At 69.4% G+C, this 16,143-nt stretch carries 16 protein-coding genes and 1 pseudogene; 11 read left to right on the forward strand and 6 right to left on the reverse strand.

Features of this window, described 5'->3' with window-relative positions; translation table 11 throughout:
- Positions 1-223, forward strand: a pseudogene (locus FV217_RS23025) (hypothetical protein); the annotation flags it as partial.
- Here FV217_RS23025 and FV217_RS18990 read toward each other — a convergent pair.
- Positions 224-889 carry a DUF2268 domain-containing putative Zn-dependent protease gene (locus FV217_RS18990; RefSeq protein WP_147818838.1) on the reverse strand — a complete coding sequence of 222 codons (666 nt, stop codon included), beginning with the start codon at positions 887-889 and terminating at the stop codon, positions 224-226. It lies immediately after the preceding pseudogene.
- Between the two features lie 183 nt (positions 890-1,072).
- Here FV217_RS18990 and FV217_RS18995 point away from each other — a divergent pair, with 183 nt between their 5' ends.
- Together FV217_RS18995 and FV217_RS19000 are read left to right on the forward strand one after the other, a co-directional pair.
- Positions 1,073-1,783, forward strand: coding sequence for a phosphatidylserine decarboxylase (locus FV217_RS18995; protein ID WP_147818840.1), 711 nt, complete (start codon positions 1,073-1,075; stop codon positions 1,781-1,783).
- 43 nt (positions 1,784-1,826) lie between these two features.
- Entirely contained in the window at positions 1,827-2,660 is an 834-nt protein-coding gene (locus FV217_RS19000; RefSeq protein ID WP_147818842.1) for a phosphatidylcholine/phosphatidylserine synthase, read from the forward strand.
- Between the two features lie 3 nt (positions 2,661-2,663).
- Here FV217_RS19000 and tam read toward each other — a convergent pair whose 3' ends face one another.
- Entirely contained in the window at positions 2,664-3,437 is a 774-nt protein-coding gene (gene tam / locus FV217_RS19005) for a trans-aconitate 2-methyltransferase (protein ID WP_147818844.1), read from the reverse strand.
- 174 nt (positions 3,438-3,611) lie between these two features.
- Here tam and mscL point away from each other — a divergent pair, with 174 nt between their 5' ends.
- Positions 3,612-4,040 carry a large conductance mechanosensitive channel protein MscL gene (gene mscL / locus FV217_RS19010; protein ID WP_147818846.1) on the forward strand — a complete coding sequence of 143 codons (429 nt, stop codon included), beginning with the start codon at positions 3,612-3,614 and terminating at the stop codon, positions 4,038-4,040.
- A 15-nt stretch (positions 4,041-4,055) separates the two neighbouring features.
- Here the strand turns inward: mscL and FV217_RS19015 are convergent, their stop codons facing one another.
- Positions 4,056-4,841 carry an aminoglycoside phosphotransferase family protein gene (locus FV217_RS19015; protein WP_187272634.1) on the reverse strand — a complete coding sequence of 262 codons (786 nt, stop codon included), beginning with the start codon at positions 4,839-4,841 and terminating at the stop codon, positions 4,056-4,058.
- 319 nt (positions 4,842-5,160) lie between these two features.
- On the opposite strand from FV217_RS19015, the gene alaS reads away from it, so the two are divergent.
- A complete protein-coding gene (alaS, locus tag FV217_RS19020; protein WP_147818850.1) occupies positions 5,161-7,851 on the forward strand; it encodes an alanine--tRNA ligase in 2,691 nt (896 codons plus the stop codon).
- Between the two features lie 69 nt (positions 7,852-7,920).
- Here alaS and FV217_RS19025 read toward each other — a convergent pair whose 3' ends face one another.
- On the reverse strand, positions 7,921-8,124 hold the full coding sequence (locus tag FV217_RS19025) for a hypothetical protein (RefSeq protein WP_147818852.1): 204 nt from the start codon (positions 8,122-8,124) through the stop codon (positions 7,921-7,923).
- Between the two features lie 206 nt (positions 8,125-8,330).
- Here FV217_RS19025 and FV217_RS19030 point away from each other — a divergent pair, with 206 nt between their 5' ends.
- Positions 8,331-9,749, forward strand: coding sequence for a phosphatase PAP2 family protein (locus tag FV217_RS19030; protein ID WP_147818854.1), 1,419 nt, complete (start codon positions 8,331-8,333; stop codon positions 9,747-9,749).
- A 3-nt stretch (positions 9,750-9,752) separates the two neighbouring features.
- On the opposite strand, the gene FV217_RS19035 is transcribed toward FV217_RS19030, so the two are convergent.
- Positions 9,753-10,460, reverse strand: a complete 708-nt coding sequence (locus FV217_RS19035) for a uracil-DNA glycosylase (protein WP_147818855.1) — start codon at positions 10,458-10,460, stop codon at positions 9,753-9,755.
- 21 nt (positions 10,461-10,481) lie between these two features.
- Complete coding sequence (locus FV217_RS19040) at positions 10,482-11,438, reverse strand: class I SAM-dependent methyltransferase (RefSeq protein WP_147818857.1); 957 nt, start codon at positions 11,436-11,438, stop codon at positions 10,482-10,484.
- Positions 11,439-11,651: 213 nt separating this feature from the next.
- Between FV217_RS19040 and hemH the strand changes: the two genes are divergently transcribed.
- From hemH to atpA, 5 genes are all read left to right on the forward strand, one after another.
- The gene (gene hemH, locus FV217_RS19045; RefSeq protein WP_147818859.1) at positions 11,652-12,731 is read left to right on the forward strand and encodes a ferrochelatase; all 1,080 of its coding nucleotides are present in this window, start codon (positions 11,652-11,654) and stop codon (positions 12,729-12,731) included.
- Positions 12,732-12,771: 40 nt separating this feature from the next.
- Complete coding sequence (locus tag FV217_RS19050; RefSeq protein ID WP_147818861.1) at positions 12,772-13,068, forward strand: hypothetical protein; 297 nt, start codon at positions 12,772-12,774, stop codon at positions 13,066-13,068.
- A gap of 264 nt (positions 13,069-13,332) precedes the next feature.
- Positions 13,333-13,704 carry a glyoxalase gene (locus FV217_RS19055; RefSeq protein WP_147818863.1) on the forward strand — a complete coding sequence of 124 codons (372 nt, stop codon included), beginning with the start codon at positions 13,333-13,335 and terminating at the stop codon, positions 13,702-13,704.
- Between the two features lie 237 nt (positions 13,705-13,941).
- Positions 13,942-14,508, forward strand: coding sequence for a F0F1 ATP synthase subunit delta (locus FV217_RS19060; protein ID WP_147818865.1), 567 nt, complete (start codon positions 13,942-13,944; stop codon positions 14,506-14,508).
- Positions 14,509-14,574: 66 nt separating this feature from the next.
- Entirely contained in the window at positions 14,575-16,104 is a 1,530-nt protein-coding gene (gene atpA / locus FV217_RS19065) for a F0F1 ATP synthase subunit alpha (RefSeq protein WP_147818867.1), read from the forward strand.
- Positions 16,105-16,143 lie beyond the last annotated feature (39 nt).

Here is a 16,143-nt window from a genome sequence, read left to right on the forward strand (position 1 = left end):
GGCCGACGCGGCGGCGCGCGGCGGCCAGGGCAAGACCGGGGCATCGGGCGAAGCCTCGAACACGCCCCCGGACAAGTCGGCCGACGCCGGCAAGGGCGCCGACAAGGCGCAGGCCGCCAAGGTCGCCCTCGACGAGGCGCGCACCGCCGACGGCAAGGGCGACGCCAAGGCCTGCATGGACGCCATCGGCCGCGCCAGGACGGAACTCGGCAACGCGCCCTGATCAGCCGGCGGACAGCGTACGGCCGCGGGCTGCCCTGAGCACGTCGTGCGCCGCGACATCGACCCAGGCGCGGCCGTCGACGCCCGGATTCGCCATCAGCCAATCGCCGACGATCCGGTAGCCGAGCGTATAGCCGAGCCAACGAGGATAGCGCCCGCCTGCCCCGAAGAACCAAGCACCGTGATCGTGGCCGTTCGCCACGAGCGTGGCGTTGTCGGGACGGTTGGCCTCGAGCACCGCGTCGGTTACGGCGCATTCCCAGGGCTCGGGCGGCGTGCCGAACAGATGGCTCACGAACCGTCCCGCCAACCCCTCGCTGACCAGCGCCTCGCCAAGGGTCCAGCCGTAGCCGGGCCCGGCCATGCGCAGGCAATGGTGCGCCTCGTGCGCCACCGTCCGGCGAAGGTCGCCGTTCCTCAGAGATCCCGCGAAGTTGGTGTTGTCCGGATCGAGCGTGAGCGCGAACAGCCCCGGCCGGTAGGCGCGCCCCGTCGTGCCGGTTTCGGGGATCGTCGCACCGGTGAGACGCTCGATGAGGATATCGAGCGGGGGCACGGGCAGCACGCCCGCGACGGCCTTCCGGGCGATCTCAACCTCAGCGGTGATCGTATCGCGCCAGGGGCGCAGATCGCCGGACGCTTCAAGCCAGTGCAGGTGCCAGGACATTGCGCGTTCTCGCCGGACGTCGAGGCGCGATCCTGACGCGTGAAGCGGAACGCGGCAACAGCCGGATGCTGTCCAGAGCCGGGTCGAGGCTTCACGGCTGACACCATCGAAAATGCCCCACGGTTGACGTTCGCCCGGGTGCCTGCCATCGCGGCGCTCGCCGCGAGACCATGTCAGGGCCCCATGACCGACCTCTTCGAGACGATCCGCCGGAGCCTCGTGCCGATCCACAAGGAGGGCTATCCCTTCATCCTGATCGGCATCGTGCTCACCGTGCTGCTCGGCTACTTCGCCCAGGCCTTCTTCTGGATCTTCCTGATCCTGACGCTGTGGGTTTGCTATTTCTTCCGCGATCCGGAGCGGGTGGTGCCGACGGTGGACGGCCTCGTGATCGCCCCGGCGGACGGGCGCGTGAACTTGATCTCCACCGTGCTGCCGCCGCCCGAGCTCGACCTCTCGCACGAGCCGATGCTGCGGATCTCGGTGTTCATGAACGTGTTCGACTGCCACGTGAACCGGGTGCCGGTGGCGGGTAAGATCGGCCAGATCCACTACACGCCGGGCTTGTTCCTCAACGCCGAACTCGACAAGGCCAGCGACGACAACGAGCGCAACGGCCTCGTCATCGAGACCACTCACAAGGGCCTGCCGCTCCGCGTCGGCGTGGTGCAGATCGCCGGCCTCGTGGCGCGGCGCATCGTCGGCTTCGTCTCGGCGGGGGACACGCTGCAGACCGGCGAGCGATTCGGCCTGATCCGCTTCGGCTCGCGGGTCGACGTCTACCTGCCGACGACGGCGCGGGTCCTCGTCGGCTTGGGCCAGAAGTCGGTGGCCGGCGAGACCGTGCTCGCCGATCTCGGGGGTGGCCCCGAGCGGGCATTCCGCCGTATCTGAGCGCTCGCTCCCGCCTCCACCTCGCGCGAAAAACAGGCCCTGAATGGACGATCTGTTTCCGCCCTTCGAGCCCGACGCGAACGAGCCGCGCCGCCGCCGCTTCCGGCCGGTGCCGTTCCGGATGATCGCGCCGAACATGATCACCCTGCTCGCGCTCTGCCTCGGGCTGACCGCGATCCGGCTCGCCTTCGAGGGCAAGTTCGAGCCGGCGGTGATCGCGGTGGTGGTGGCCGCCGTGCTCGACGGCATCGACGGGCGGGTGGCGCGGCTGCTCAAGGGCACCTCGCGCTTCGGGGCCGAACTCGATTCGCTGGCCGACTTCGTCAATTTCGGCTGCGCCCCGGCGCTGATCCTCTACGGCTTCGCCCTCAATCCCCTGCGCTCGGTCGGCTGGATCGTGGCGCTGGTCTTCGCCATCGCCATGGCGCTCAGGCTGGCGCGCTTCAACGCCATGCTCGACGACCCGAGCCGGCCCGAATGGAAGAAGGACTTCTTCGTCGGCATGCCGGCGCCGGCCGGCGCGCTGACGGCGATGCTGCCGCTCTACCTGCACTTCCTCGGCCTGACCTTCGAGAGCTGGGCCGCACCGCTGGTGCTCGCCTACGTCCTCGGCATCGCGCTGCTCGTCGTCTCCACCGTCCCGACCTTCTCCGGCAAGACCTGGGGCAAGCGGGTGCCGCGCGAATTCGTGCTGCCGATCTTCCTGGTGATCGTCGTCGTCTTCGGCCTCGTGATCAGCTTCCCCTTCGAGACGATGGTAACCCTCGCCGTCGCCTACCTCGCCGCCCTGCCCGTCGGCGCGGTGCAATATCGCCGGCGGCAGAAGCAGGAGCCCGCCCTGCCGGCGCCTGACGAGGCGCACGAGACGGCAGCCTGAGCCTCAGGCGCGCCGCGCGACGACGAACAGCCGCGGGAAGCGCAGCAGCACCCGCCCGTCGCCTCGGCGCGGATAGGCGCTCTCCAGCGCCGCCGCGTAGGCTGCGAGGAACGCGACGCGCATGTCGTGGTCCAGCGGCGCCAGGAAGGGCCGCAGCCCCGTCGCCTGCAGCCAGGTCACGATCGCGGCGGCGTCGGGCAGAGGGTGGACATAGGTCGTCGCCCAGATGTCGACGCTGCAATCCGCCGCCCGCAGCCAGTCGTAGTAGTCGCCGGCCGGCGGGATCCGGCTACGCGATGCCCCGGCATCCCCGATCAGGGCGCTCCACGGGCCGTCGGCCGCGACCGCGCGCATCAGGGCGTGCGAGGGCTCGTCGAGGTTGTCCGGCACCTGGAACGCGAGGCAGCCGTCGGGTTTCAGCAGGCGGGCGAGGCGCGGGATCAGGGTCGCGTGGTCGGGCAGCCATTGCAGCACGGCGTTCGCGAAGATCAGGTCCTGCGGATCATGCGGCGCGAGATCGCGCAGATCTGCCTGGACGAAGCTGATGCGGGGGAGCGCCCGGCGGGCCTGGGCCAGCATGTCGGGCGCGCTGTCGACTCCGAGGATCCGGGCCTTGGGAAACCGCGCGGCCAGCAGCGCCGTGCCGTTGCCGGGGCCGCAGCCGAGATCGAGGATGTCGGAGGCTCGGTCGAGCGGCACGCGGGCCAGCAGATCGGCCGCCGGCCGGGTGCGCTCGGTGGCAAAGCGCAAATACTGGGACGCGTTCCAGTCCGACATTGCGCCTCCACATGCACGAGGGCCGGGTCCGGCGGTTGAAAACCGGGCAATCGGCCGTGGACAGTCCCGGCAGCCGCCTTGGCAGGCCCGTATCCTGCAATAGCGTGGCCACGCTGTTACGCCGAACCGGTATCCACTTCGGTGGAGCGCGCCCGAAATTCGAGGAGACGACGAATGTTGGAAGAATTCAAGAAGTTCGCCCTGCGCGGCAACGTCGTCGATCTCGCCGTCGGCGTGATCATCGGCGCGGCCTTCGGCGCCATCGTGACCTCGCTGGTCCAGGACGTGATCATGCCGGTGATCGGCGCGGTGACCGGCGGCCTCGACTTCTCGAACTACTATCTCGCCCTGTCCTCGAAGGTGACGCCCGGCCTCGCCTACGCCGACGCCAAGAAGCTCGGCGCCGTGGTTGGCTACGGCCAGTTCCTGACGCTGGCCGTCAACTTCGCCATCGTCGCCTTCGTGCTGTTCATGGTGATCCGCGCCGTGAACAAGCTGAAGACCCGGGAAGAGGCCAAGCCCGAGCCCGTCGCCGAGGTGCCGGCCGACGTGAGGATCCTCGCGGAGATCCGCGACATCCTGGCGGCTCGCCCGAAGGTGTGAGGCCGGACGCGAGGTTCAGGCGCCCTGCCGCGCGCTCAGCAGCCGGTCGACCACGCCCAGGATCTGCGCGTCCTTGTCGGTGCGCCGCGCGCAGAGCCGGGCGACCATCAGCGGCAGGTGCCAGGCGCGGATCTCGGCGCGGCTGACGCCGCCGAGCCGGCGGTAGCAGCGGACGTACCAGTCGGCGGCGATGCCCCGGATCCGGTCGGCGTTGCCCTCGCCGGCTTTCGGGAGGCGGCCGTAGCGGATCATCAGCTCGGTGCGGGCGACGTCGGCGGCCGGGCATCCGGTGCCGGCCTTCTGCCAGTCGATGATGGCGAGGCCGCCGGGGGTGCACAGCACGTTCCCGGGGTGGATGTCGTTGTGGCAGAACGCGTCGCCCCGCGGCAGACGATCGAGCACGGCCAAAGCCGCGTCCCGCGTCGCCTCCGGGACCCGGGCCCAGCCGATGTCGTGGGCGATGCGGTCGGTTTGCGCCGGCAGGTCGGGGGCGGGCAGGGCGTGGATCGCGTGCTGGATCGCGGCGAGCCGGCGCAGCGCCAGCATCATGCCGAGGGGATTTTTCGCGTAGCGGCGCAGCATGGTCGGGCCGTGCAGGCGCTCGAACAGGATGCCGGTGCGCCCGTCCCGCTTCAGCAGCGCGATCGGCCGCGGCACGGGCAGGCCGCGCTCGTGAGCCAGCGCGCTCGCGCGGAACTCGTTCTCGATCGCGGCCGGCTCCGACGGTTCGCGGTAGAGCTTCAGCACCCGGTCGGCGCCGTGCAGGAATACCTCCGAGCTGAGGCCGGAACCGAGGGGCACCGGGGCGGCTGACGTCGCTTCCGCAGGCATTCGGTCCGATCTCGCCCTCTATGCGCGGCTGGGCAGGCCGTGGTTTCACGTGAAACCACGCGAGGTTCAGGTCGTCGACGGCGCCTGGCGGTTCCGGTCCCCCGGATCCCGCCTCACCGCATCATGCCCCGGCGGGGTAGACGCGCCCGCCACCGGCGACAAGCAGCCCCAGCCGCACACCACTCGTGACTCGGGGTCCGCGCCTCCTTATGAGGACGCGAGCATGGCCGGGGCGTGACGCGCGCTCGGCCGACCCAGGACGCGATTCCAGACCCCCGAGCGATCCACGATGAGCGGCGTCAACGAGATCCGGTCGACCTTCCTCGACTATTTTTCGAAGGCCGGCCACACGGCCGTGCCGTCGTCTTCGCTGGTGCCGAAGAACGACCCGACGCTGATGTTCACCAATGCCGGCATGGTGCAGTTCAAAAACGTCTTCACGGGTGTCGAGAAGCGCCCGTACGTGAAGGCGACCTCGTCGCAGAAGTGCGTGCGGGCGGGCGGCAAGCACAACGACCTCGACAATGTCGGCTACACCGCGCGCCACCTGACCTTCTTCGAGATGCTCGGCAACTTCTCCTTCGGCGACTATTTCAAGCCGCAGGCGATCGAACTGGCCTGGACGCTGATCACCAAGGAGTTCGGGCTGAAGCCCGACAACCTGCTCGTCACCGTCTATGCGGACGACGACGAGGCGGCATCGCTCTGGAAGAAGATTGCAGGTTTCTCGGACCAGAAAATCATCCGGATCGGGACGTCCGACAATTTCTGGCAGATGGGCGATACCGGCCCCTGCGGCCCCTGCTCGGAGATCTTCATCGACCGGGGCGAGAGCTTCGCGGGCGGCCCGCCCGGCTCCCCGGACGAGGACGGCGACCGGTTCCTCGAGTTCTGGAACCTCGTCTTCATGCAGTACGACCAGATCGCGCCGGGCGACCGTCGCGACCTGCCGCGGCCCTCGATCGATACCGGCATGGGCCTCGAGCGCATGGCCGCGATCCTCCAGGGCGTGCCGAACATCTACGAGACCGACCTCTTTCGCGCACTGATCGACGCGGTCGCCCACGTGGTGGGTAAGCCGCCGGAGCCGGCCACCGTCGCCTCCTACAAGGTGGTCGCCGACCACCTGCGCTCGGTCTCGTTCCTGATCGCCGACGGCGTGCTGCCCTCGAACGAGGGCCGCGGCTACGTGCTGCGCCGGATCATGCGCCGCGCCATGCGGCACCTCGAATTGCTGGGCGCCCGCGAGCCGACGATGTTCCGCCTTGTGCCGACGCTGGTCCGCGAGATGGGCCAGGCCTTCTCGGAGCTGATCCGGGCCGAGCCGCTGATCTCCGAGACGTTGCGGCTGGAGGAGACCCGCTTCCGCCGCACGCTGGAGCGCGGTCTGACCATCCTCGACACCGAGACGCGCGATCTCCGCTCCGGCCAGAACCTCTCCGGCGAGACCGCCTTCACCCTCTACGACACCTACGGCTTTCCCCTCGACCTGACGCAGGACGCCCTGAAGGCCCGCGGCATCGGCGTGGACACGGCCACCTTCGACGCGGCGATGCTGCGCCAGAAGCAGGCGGCCCGCGCCGCGTGGCAGGGCTCGGGCGAGGCGGCGACCGAGACGGTCTGGTACGCCGTCCGCGAGCGCACCGGCGCCACCGAATTTTTGGGCTACGACAGCGAGCAGGCCGAGGCCGTCGTCGGCGCGCTGCTGCGCGACGGCGCCGAGGTCGAGACTTTGTCGGCCGGCGAGAGCGGGCTCGCGGTGCTCAACCAGACGCCGTTCTATGGCGAATCCGGCGGTCAGGTCGGCGACACCGGCACGCTCACCGGCACCGGTCTGAGCGCCAGGGTGAGGGCGACAGAGAAAAAACTCGGCGACCTGTTCGTGCACCATGTCGAGGTCGTGGACGGCACGCTCGCCCTCGGCGCTGCGGTTGAGCTGAAGGTCGATCACGGCCGCCGTTCGGCGATCCGCGCCAACCATTCGGCGACCCACCTGCTGCACGAGGCCCTGCGCCAGGTGCTCGGCGACCACGTTGCGCAGAAGGGCTCACTGGTCTCGCCCGACCGCCTGCGCTTCGACATCAGCCACCCCAAGCCCATCGAGGCCGACGAGCTTCGCAAGGTCGAGGAGATCGCCAACGCGGTGCTCCTCCAGAACCAGAGCGTCGTCACCCGGCTGATGGCGGTGGACGAGGCGATCGAATCCGGCGCGCGCGCTCTGTTCGGCGAGAAATACGGCGACGAGGTTCGCGTCGTCTCCATGGGCAAGCCGGTCGACGACGCAGGCACGGAGGTCGAGGGCGGCCGCCTCGCCGACTTCTCGATCGAGCTCTGCGGCGGCACGCATGTCGGCCGCACCGGCGATATCGGCCAGATCACCGTGCTCGGCGAGAGCGCTGTCGGCGCGGGCGTCCGCCGCATCGAGGCGATGACCGGACACGGCGCCCGGCGGCACCGTGCCGACGAGAGCCGGACGCTGAGCCAGCTCGCCGGCCTGCTCAAGGCGCCCGTCGCCGACGTCACCGACCGCATCGCCGCCCTCGTCGAGGACCGCCGCCGCCTGGAGCGCGAACTCACCGACACCCGCAAGAAGCTCGCGATGAGCGGCGGTGGAGGGACGGCTGGCGGCAGCGACGACGGCACCCGCGAGATTTCCGGCGTAAAGCTGATGGCGCGTGTAGTCGAGGGCGTCGAGATGCGCGATCTCAAGAGCCTCGCCGACGAGGGCAAGACCCGGCTCGGCTCCGGCATCGTCGCCATCGTCGGCGTCGCGGCCGACGGCAAGGCCGGGCTGGTCGTGGGCGTCACCGAGGATCTTGCCGAACGCTACGACGCCGTCGGCCTCGTCCGCGCCGGTGCCGGCCATCTCGGCGGCAAGGGCGGCGGCGGCCGCCGCGACATGGCTCAGGCCGGTGGTCCGAACGGGGCCGGGGCCGACGCGGCTTTGGAGGCGATCGTCGCGGCGCTGACGGCGGGGTAGGCGGCGGCTTGCCGCCGCCACCTGTTCAACGCAGACTTTTGCCGAAGTGTCGGCGGGCTGCCGAAAACCTCAGCCCTGGCGCAAGCCGACCGAGCGGGTCTGGCCGGCGCGATCGCCGACCTTTTCGATGCCGCCGTTCATGCGGAAGACGCGGGCTTGTTCGTGCCGGACCCCGTCGCTGACGGATCCGTCCGAGCGCAGCGAGGGCCGATGCGCCCGCGCTTCCGCTGCCAGGGCGGCGTCAGTCTCGCGTTTCAGTGCGTCGTGGTTCATTGGGATACCCTCGGGTGATGTCGCTCTTCGGCGTGTTCAACGCACGAGAGGGCAATAGGATCAGCCGAAGATCGCGAGCCCCCGGCGAAGTGCACCGCCGGTTTCGAATTCCGGCGCTCCTGTCATATCTCTTTCACCGCATGCGGTGAGAGCAGGGCGGTGAATCGGCCGCCTCGCTGTGGCCGGCACCACGACGGGAGAGTTCCATGGGCCACCGCACGGCAATCGGGCTCGCGCTCCTGACGGCCCTGGTCCCGCTGCGCGTAGAGGCGCAGTCGGCGGCGAACATCACCGCCCTGAAGGGGCTCGCCCCGGTCGGCCTTCTCCTGAAGACGCCCGAAGGTCAGGCGGCGCTCGACGCGAACCTGAGCGTGACCGGCGGCATCCAGACCGGCGCACTCGGGCAGCCGACCCTCCTGCCCTTCGCCGAGCAGCGGCAACTCGCCCTGCGCGACGCCTTCATCACCGACGGCAACGCCACGGAACTCGCCGACGGGTTGGGGACGAGCCTCGGCGGCGCCTACCAGGCCAAGGCCCGCTACGAGACCTACAAGGACTTTTCGAGCGTTTCGAAGGCCCTGGCCGACCTGATCGGCTACACCAACAACGTCGCCAAGTCGGATTCGAACGCCGGCAAATACTTCTTCGCCAACGCCACCACCGACGGCAAGGAGCCGGTCTCGCTGGCGGCCGCGGCGATCCTCACCGCGACAGGCGGCACCACCGACGTGTTCGGCAAGGCCTATGGCCGCCTCGCCGGCAGCATCGGCGCCGACGCCTTCGGCAATTCGCGGCCGTTCCAGACCGACCCGATCCTCGTCGCGTATCGCGGCTCGGACTATTTCGGGCATCCGTCGCACAGCCTCGACTGGCTGCGCGGGCCGAGCCAGAACCTGACGGACAGCCCGTCCTATCCGAGCGGCCACACCACCTACGGCTACACCGAGTCCCTGCTCCTCGCGATCCTGGTGCCGGAGCGCTACCAGCAGATGATCGTGCGGGCGGCCGAATACGGCAACAACCGCATCGTGGTCGGCGCGCATTACGCCATGGACGTGCTCGGCGGGCGCAGCGTGGCGTTGCACGCGGTGGCGCATCTCCTGGCCAACGATCCGGCCTATGTCGGGCAGGTCCGCAAGAACCCGGCCGTCATCGATGCCATGGGCCGGAGCGAGGGTGACGGCGTCGGCATCGCCGACTATCCGGCTGCCCTGGCGGCGGCGCGCACGGATCTCACGGCCTTCCTCACCGCGAATTGCGGCGGCACCATCGCCGCCTGCGCCGCGACCGATACCGGCCGGTTCAAGGATGCCTCGGCCAACCGCGCCTTCTACGACGCCACGCAGACCTACGGCCTGCCGGTGGTCCATCCGGCCACCGCCGACCGGGCGATCGATGTCGGCAAGACCGCGCCCGAAGCCGGCTATCTTCTCACGGCGGCCTTCCCGTCCCTGACGCTCGATGAGGCCAACGCCATCCTGACGGCGACCCTCGGACCGGGCGGCGGCTTTCTGGATGATGGCTCCGCCTTCGGGCTGTATTCGCGGCTCGACCTCTACGCGGCTGCGGGCAGAGCGGCGGCGATGGCGGCCACACGGCAGCCGGCCATTCCGCCGACTCGCTGAACGCTACTCGAGCTGCCAGTCGATCGGCGCCAGTCCGCGCTCCTCCAACCAGGCGTTCGCCCGCGCGAACGGCCGCGAGCCCGGAAAGTCGCGGGCGCGGTTGAGCGGCGAGGGGTGGCCCGAGGCGATGACGCCGTGGCGGGTGGTGTCGATCAGCGGCTCCCGTGCGCGGGCCTGGGCGCCCCAGAGCAGGAAGACCGAGGGCGACATCCTGGCCGAGACAGCCGCCACCGCCTCGTCCGCCAGCCGCGACCAGCCGAGCCGCAGATGCGCGCCGGCCTTGCCGGCCTCCACGGTCAGCGCGGCGTTCAGCAGCAGCACGCCCTGCCCGGCCCAGGGTGTGAGGTCGCCGCTGGTGAAGACGGGCTTCTCACCCTTCGCCGCCTCGACGACCTCTGCAAGGATCACCTTGAGCGAGGCCGGCAGGCGGCGCGGGCCGACATAGGAGAAGGCGAGGCCGTTGGCGTCGCCCGGCGTCGGATAGGGATCCTGCCCGAGGATCACCGCCTTCACGCGGTCGAGAGGCGTGAGCGTCAGCGCGCGGAAGATGTCGTTGGGCGGCGGCAGGATCTGCGCGCCGTCGGCGACGCGGGCGTCGATCCGCTCGGCGACGGCCTCGGCACCCCCATCCGAAAAGAACGGCAGCGCGAGCCAGGGCGAACCGCTGGCGCGAAACGCTTCGAGGGAGTCGACGACGGGTCCGTGAGGCATCGCCGCCGAATCGCAGATGCCCTAGCGCTTGGCCAGCCCGTCCCGCACGGCCTTGGCGTTGCGGCGGATCGCCGGCCAGATCCAGGCGCCGGAAGCGAGGTAGATTCCGGCCGGCATCGGCTTGAGGTCGACGGCGAGGCGTTCGGCGAGGCCCGGGTTGGCGAGGCGGCCGACGGGGGCGTCGGTCTTGCGGTAGACCACCGTGGTGTCCTCGCGCCAGTAATCGGTGTGCGGCACGAGGCCGGCGCGGCGGGCCAGCAGGTCGAAGGTCTCGCGGACGTAGCCGTGCACGTGGGCGAAGTGGAAGCGCTCGTGCGGCGGCTTGCCGGTGGCGGCCATGTTCGGCACGGCGGCGTAGAGCACTCCGTTGGGCTTCAGCCAGCCGGCCAGTCGCTCCACGGCCTCGGCCGGGTTGCGCAGGTGCTCCAGCACGTGGTGCGTCGAGATGACGTCGAAATGCCCGGCGGGGAAACGGCTCGGATTCTCCGCCTCGTCCAGCACCTCGACCCCGTGATGCTCGCGGGCGTAGGTCGCGTAGTCGCGGCCCGGCTCGACGCCGATGGCCTCGCAGCCGCGTCGGCGCGCCTCGGCCAGGAACTCGCCGGAGCCCGAGCCGAAATCGAGCAGCCGCGCACCGGGCACGAGCTTGGCGGCGAGCAGGTCGGCGCGGAACACCGCCTCGCGGGCCGAGCGGTTGAGGTGGTGGCGCGGCGGGCCGCCGGAGAAGGCGAGCTGGTAATCGGCGCGGTAGGAGGTGGTGTAGTACTCGGCGAGCTCGTCCGGCGTCGGCATCGGGTCGGTGCGGATCAGGCCGCACTGGACGCAGGCGATGGATTTCAGCGTCTTGAGCCGCCGGTCCGTTTCCGCGACGGTGATCGCCTCGTGCGAACCGCACAGGTTGCAGGCGGCCGGCGCGCCCTTGTACGGGTAGCCCGTGAACGGCACGAAATGCTTCAGGAAATAGTGGGGGGACGGCATGCCGCGCTGGCCTCCGGGGCGATTTCGGGCGATGTGTGATCGGGTCGTGTGGCGAAAACACGATCAGGGGCGGCTCGAGGATCGTCCGATGACACCCCGAGGCCGGCACACTGCGCGCTTTGGCGCAAGATTAGCCTGCAGACAACCGGACCGCGTTCCCCATATCGGCGTTGATCGTCTGCGGGGAGACGCCCTGCCGTGACCGGAAGCGTGATGAACGAACGCGTCGAGCCCAAGACCCTGCACCCGCACAGCCGGGTCTCGTCGAAGATCGTGGCCCCCACCGTGCCCCCGGACCATCCGGTGGTGAAGAGTGGCCGCGTCGGCGTGCTGCTGATGAATCTCGGGACGCCCGAGGGCACCAGCTATTGGCCGATGCGCCGCTATCTCAAGGAATTCCTGTCGGACCGCCGCGTCATCGAGGTGCCGCGCCTGATCTGGTGGCCGCTCCTGAACCTGATCATCCTGACGAAGCGCCCCGGCCCCAAGGGCAAGGATTACGACAGCGTCTGGAACAAGGAGCGCGACGAGGGCCCGCTGAAGACCATCACCCGCGGCCAGTCGGAAAAACTTCAGGTGGCGATGGGCGACACGGTGCTCGTCGACTGGGCCATGCGCTACGGCAAGCCGGAGGTCTCGGTGCGAATCCAGGCGATGCTGGACGAGGGCTGCGACCGCATCCTGCTGGTGCCGCTCTATCCGCAATACGCCGCCGCGACCTCGGCCACCGCCTGCGACCAGGCCTTCAAGGCGCTGATGCAGATGCGCTGGCAGCCCACCGTGCGGGTCTCGCCGCCCTATCACGACGACCCGGTCTACATCGAAGCGATGGCCGATTCGATTCGGGAAGGCCTGGCCAAGCTCGACTTCGAGCCGGAGGTGATCCTCACCTCGTTCCACGGGGTGCCCAAGAGCTACCTGCTCAAGGGCGACCCCTACCATTGCCAGTGCCTCAAGACCGGCCGGCTGATCCGGGAGAAGCTGGGCTACTCGACCGAGAAGATGCGCGTCACCTTCCAGTCGCGCTTCGGCAACGAGGAATGGCTCAAGCCCTATACCGACGAGACGGTGATGGCCCTGGCCAAGTCCGGCGTGAAGCGCATGGCGATCGTCGCCCCGGGCTTCACCGCCGACTGCCTGGAGACGCTGGAAGAGCTCGACGGCGAGAACCGCCATTATTTCGAGGAGAACGGCGGCGAGCACTACGCCTTCATCCCCTGCCTCAACGATTCCGATCTCGGCATGCGGGTGATCGAGAGCGTGGTAAGGCGGGAGCTCCAAGGCTGGATCTGATCGTTTGTCGGACCCGGCCGCCTTTACCCGAGGCGATCCTATGGCCGCATTGCCGATCCCGGCCGCGGAGCGCCCGCTGGCCCTTGCCGTCCGCCACATCAACGCGTCCGCACGCGATCCGATCGACGGACCGACGCTGCTCGCCGCGCTGAACGCGGAGCGCGTGCCGGCTCCTTACGCGCATCACGTGCGCGCCTTCTTCGACGAGGCCGAGATCGAGACGATCGGCGATCTCGTGCGCGGCGGGGCCGTGACCTATCCGACCCTCGCCCGCGGCGCCCGGCGCTGCCTGCCCCCCGGCCACGAAACCCGCGCGTGGCTCGATGAGCGGGTCTGAAGGCAAGTGATCGAACTGCTCCGCCCTTTCCCGGACGCCTGAAGCGTCAGCGGAAGGCGATCCGGGATCTAGCGAAAGAAGGGCCGCGTCAGCGGTTCGATGCGAACGGTGCCGACGTCTCGACGCTTCGCGGCTTGTCGTGCTGGGCCCCGGATCGGCTTCCGCTGACGCTACACCCGTCCGGGGAAGGAGCGCGTCGGCGATGAAGAGGGTATGCTCCCCGCCGCAGTGCTTCGCTGCGTTCATGGCCTATGGGAGGAGCGCATGGACATCGAACCGGCTCTCGTCGCCATCCTGCCCTCCAACGACCTCGACGCCTCCCAGGCCTTCTACGCCCGTCTCGGCTTCGCGTGCGACGCAGGCGAGGCCGGCTACCGCATCCTGACCCATCCGACCGGGGCGATGCTGCACCTCACGGCCGCCGTCGAGGGCTGGCTGGTGCCGGGACGCAATCCGTTCGGGCTCTATCTCTACGCACCCGACGTCGATTCGCTTGCCCGGCGGTTTGCCGGCGAGACGATCGAGCCGGGCGGGGTCGAGGAAAAGCCCTGGGGCATGCGCGAATTCTCGCTGTCCGATCCCGACGAGACGCTGGTGCGGGTCGGCTGGCCGCTGCGCCTGTTGCGGGGCGCCTGAGCGCTGCCGCTAACCCCTTGTGCCGATTCCCTCGCCGGGCGTCGGAATCGGGGGAACCGTCGCCTTGCGCGGAGCGACGGTGCCATGCTACGGCCACCCCGCGCTGCAGGGGGGGTGTCGTCACCCGCCCGCACAGCCGGCGCATTCCCATTTTTCACGGTTCACCGAGCCGCCGCCCCGACAGGGGTCGGCACGGACCGCGGAACCGGCGGGCACGAAACAAAAGAGAGCGGGCAGGTGGCGCAGAGCGGTTCCGACGGTACCCTGGTCTCCGGCGTGGCAGGTCGCTACGCGCTCGCCCTGTTCGAGCTGGCGCGCGACGAGAAGCAGATCGACGAGGTCGCCCGGCATCTCGACCAGTTCGACGCCCTCTACAACGAGAGCGACGACCTGCGCCGCCTGGTGAGGAGCCCGGCCTACACGGCCGAGCAGCAGAGGCCCGCGATCGAGGCGATCCTGGCCAAGGCCGGCATCGACGGCATCGCCGCTAACTTCATCAAGCTCACGGCCGCCAACCGCCGCCTCTTCGCCCTCCCCGACATGATCCGCGGGTATCGCGAAAAGGTGCGGGAATCGAAGGGCATCGTGCGCGCCGAGGTCCGCGTCGCGGAAAAGCCCTCCGACGCCCTGATCCAGGAGATCGCGGCGACGCTGCGCGAGGTCGCCGGCTCCGAGATCGAGCTCGACCTCAAGGTCGATCCGAGCCTGATCGGCGGCATCGTCGTCAAGATCGGCTCCCGCATGGTCGACGCATCCCTGCGGACCAAGCTCAACGGTATCCGCCTCGCCATGCGCGCCGCCTGATCCGGCACGCCGCACGGCTCATCCGAACACGCGACAGACGTCCGACACTCATAAGAAGGCCCGACGATGGACATCCGCCCCGCCGAGATCTCCGCGATCCTCAAAGAGCAGATCAAGAATTTCGGCGAAGCCGCCGAAGTCTCCGAGGTCGGGCAGGTGCTCGCCGTCGGTGACGGCATCGCCCGCGTCTACGGCCTCGACAAGGTCCAGGCCGGCGAGCTCGTCGAGTTCGAATCGGGCGTGCAGGGCATGACCCTGAACCTCGAGAACGACAATGTCGGCGTCGTGATCTTCGGTTCGGACCGCGAGATCAAGGAAGGCCAGACCGTCAAGCGCACCGGCGCCATCGTGGACGTTCCGGTCGGCAAGGGCCTGCTCGGCCGCGTGGTCGACGGCCTCGGCAACCCGATCGACGGCAAGGGCCCGATCCAGTCGACCGAGCGCCGCCGCGTCGACGTCAAGGCGCCGGGCATCATCCCGCGCAAGTCCGTGCACGAGCCGATGGCCACCGGCCTCAAGGCCGTCGACGCGCTGATCCCGATCGGCCGCGGCCAGCGCGAGCTGATCATCGGCGACCGCCAGACCGGCAAGACCGCGATCGCCCTCGACACCATCCTCAACCAGAAGCCGCTCAACCAGGGCGACGACGAGAGCCAGAAGCTCTACTGCGTCTACGTCGCCATCGGCCAGAAGCGCTCCACCGTCGCCCAGTTCGTGAAGGTTCTCGAGGACCAGGGCGCCCTGGAATACTCGATCATCGTCGCGGCTACCGCCTCCGACCCGGCCCCGATGCAGTTCATCGCGCCCTTCGCCGGCTGCGCCATGGGTGAGTACTTCCGCGACAACGGCATGCATGCCGTGATCGTGTACGACGACCTGTCCAAGCAGGCCGTCGCCTACCGCCAGATGTCGCTGCTGCTGCGCCGCCCGCCGGGCCGCGAGGCCTATCCCGGCGACGTGTTCTACCTCCACTCGCGCCTGCTCGAGCGCGCCGCCAAGATGGGCGACGCCGCCGGCAAGGGTTCGCTCACCGCGCTCCCCGTCATCGAGACCCAGGCCAACGACGTCTCGGCCTACATCCCCACCAACGTGATCTCGATCACCGACGGCCAGATCTTCCTCGAGACCGACCTGTTCTACCAGGGCGTCCGCCCGGCGGTGAACGTCGGCCTCTCGGTCTCGCGGGTGGGCTCCTCGGCCCAGACCAAGGCGATGAAAAAGGTCGCCGGCAAGATCAAGGGCGAGCTCGCGCAGTACCGCGAGATGGCGGCCTTCGCGCAGTTCGGCTCTGACCTCGACGCCTCGACGCAGAAGCTCCTGAACCGCGGCTCGCGCCTCACCGAGCTCCTGAAGCAGGCGCAGTTCGCCCCGCTGAAGATGGAAGAGCAGGTCGCCGTGATCTATGCTGGCGTGAACGGCTATCTCGACAAGATGGCGGTCAGCAAGGTGCGTCCCTTCGAGGACAAGCTGCTCGAGACCCTGCGCTCCAAGCACGCCGACCTCCTCGGCGCGATCCGCGACTCGAAGGACCTGTCGGACGACAGCGCCGGCAAGCTCAAGAGCGTGGTCGAGAGCGTCTCCAAGTCGTTCAACTAAGGCTCGTCCCCTCCTCCTTGTGGGGAGGGGGTCGGGGTG

It is taken from the genome of Methylobacterium sp. WL9, from assembly GCF_008040035.1.
GTDB classification, from domain to species: Bacteria; Pseudomonadota; Alphaproteobacteria; order Rhizobiales; family Beijerinckiaceae; genus Methylobacterium; species Methylobacterium thuringiense.

Coding starts and splice junctions, on each gene's coding strand:
- FV217_RS18990 (WP_147818838.1), bottom strand. CDS start 889: ATGTCCTGGCACCTGCACTGGCTTGAAGCGTCCGGCGATCTGCGCCCC.
- FV217_RS18995 (WP_147818840.1), top strand. CDS start 1,073: ATGACCGACCTCTTCGAGACGATCCGCCGGAGCCTCGTGCCGATCCAC.
- FV217_RS19000 (WP_147818842.1), top strand. CDS start 1,827: ATGGACGATCTGTTTCCGCCCTTCGAGCCCGACGCGAACGAGCCGCGC.
- tam (WP_147818844.1), bottom strand. CDS start 3,437: ATGTCGGACTGGAACGCGTCCCAGTATTTGCGCTTTGCCACCGAGCGC.
- mscL (WP_147818846.1), top strand. CDS start 3,612: ATGTTGGAAGAATTCAAGAAGTTCGCCCTGCGCGGCAACGTCGTCGAT.
- alaS (WP_147818850.1), top strand. CDS start 5,161: ATGAGCGGCGTCAACGAGATCCGGTCGACCTTCCTCGACTATTTTTCG.
- FV217_RS19025 (WP_147818852.1), bottom strand. CDS start 8,124: ATGAACCACGACGCACTGAAACGCGAGACTGACGCCGCCCTGGCAGCG.
- FV217_RS19030 (WP_147818854.1), top strand. CDS start 8,331: ATGGGCCACCGCACGGCAATCGGGCTCGCGCTCCTGACGGCCCTGGTC.
- FV217_RS19035 (WP_147818855.1), bottom strand. CDS start 10,460: ATGCCTCACGGACCCGTCGTCGACTCCCTCGAAGCGTTTCGCGCCAGC.
- FV217_RS19040 (WP_147818857.1), bottom strand. CDS start 11,438: ATGCCGTCCCCCCACTATTTCCTGAAGCATTTCGTGCCGTTCACGGGC.
- hemH (WP_147818859.1), top strand. CDS start 11,652: ATGAACGAACGCGTCGAGCCCAAGACCCTGCACCCGCACAGCCGGGTC.
- FV217_RS19050 (WP_147818861.1), top strand. CDS start 12,772: ATGGCCGCATTGCCGATCCCGGCCGCGGAGCGCCCGCTGGCCCTTGCC.
- FV217_RS19055 (WP_147818863.1), top strand. CDS start 13,333: ATGGACATCGAACCGGCTCTCGTCGCCATCCTGCCCTCCAACGACCTC.
- atpA (WP_147818867.1), top strand. CDS start 14,575: ATGGACATCCGCCCCGCCGAGATCTCCGCGATCCTCAAAGAGCAGATC.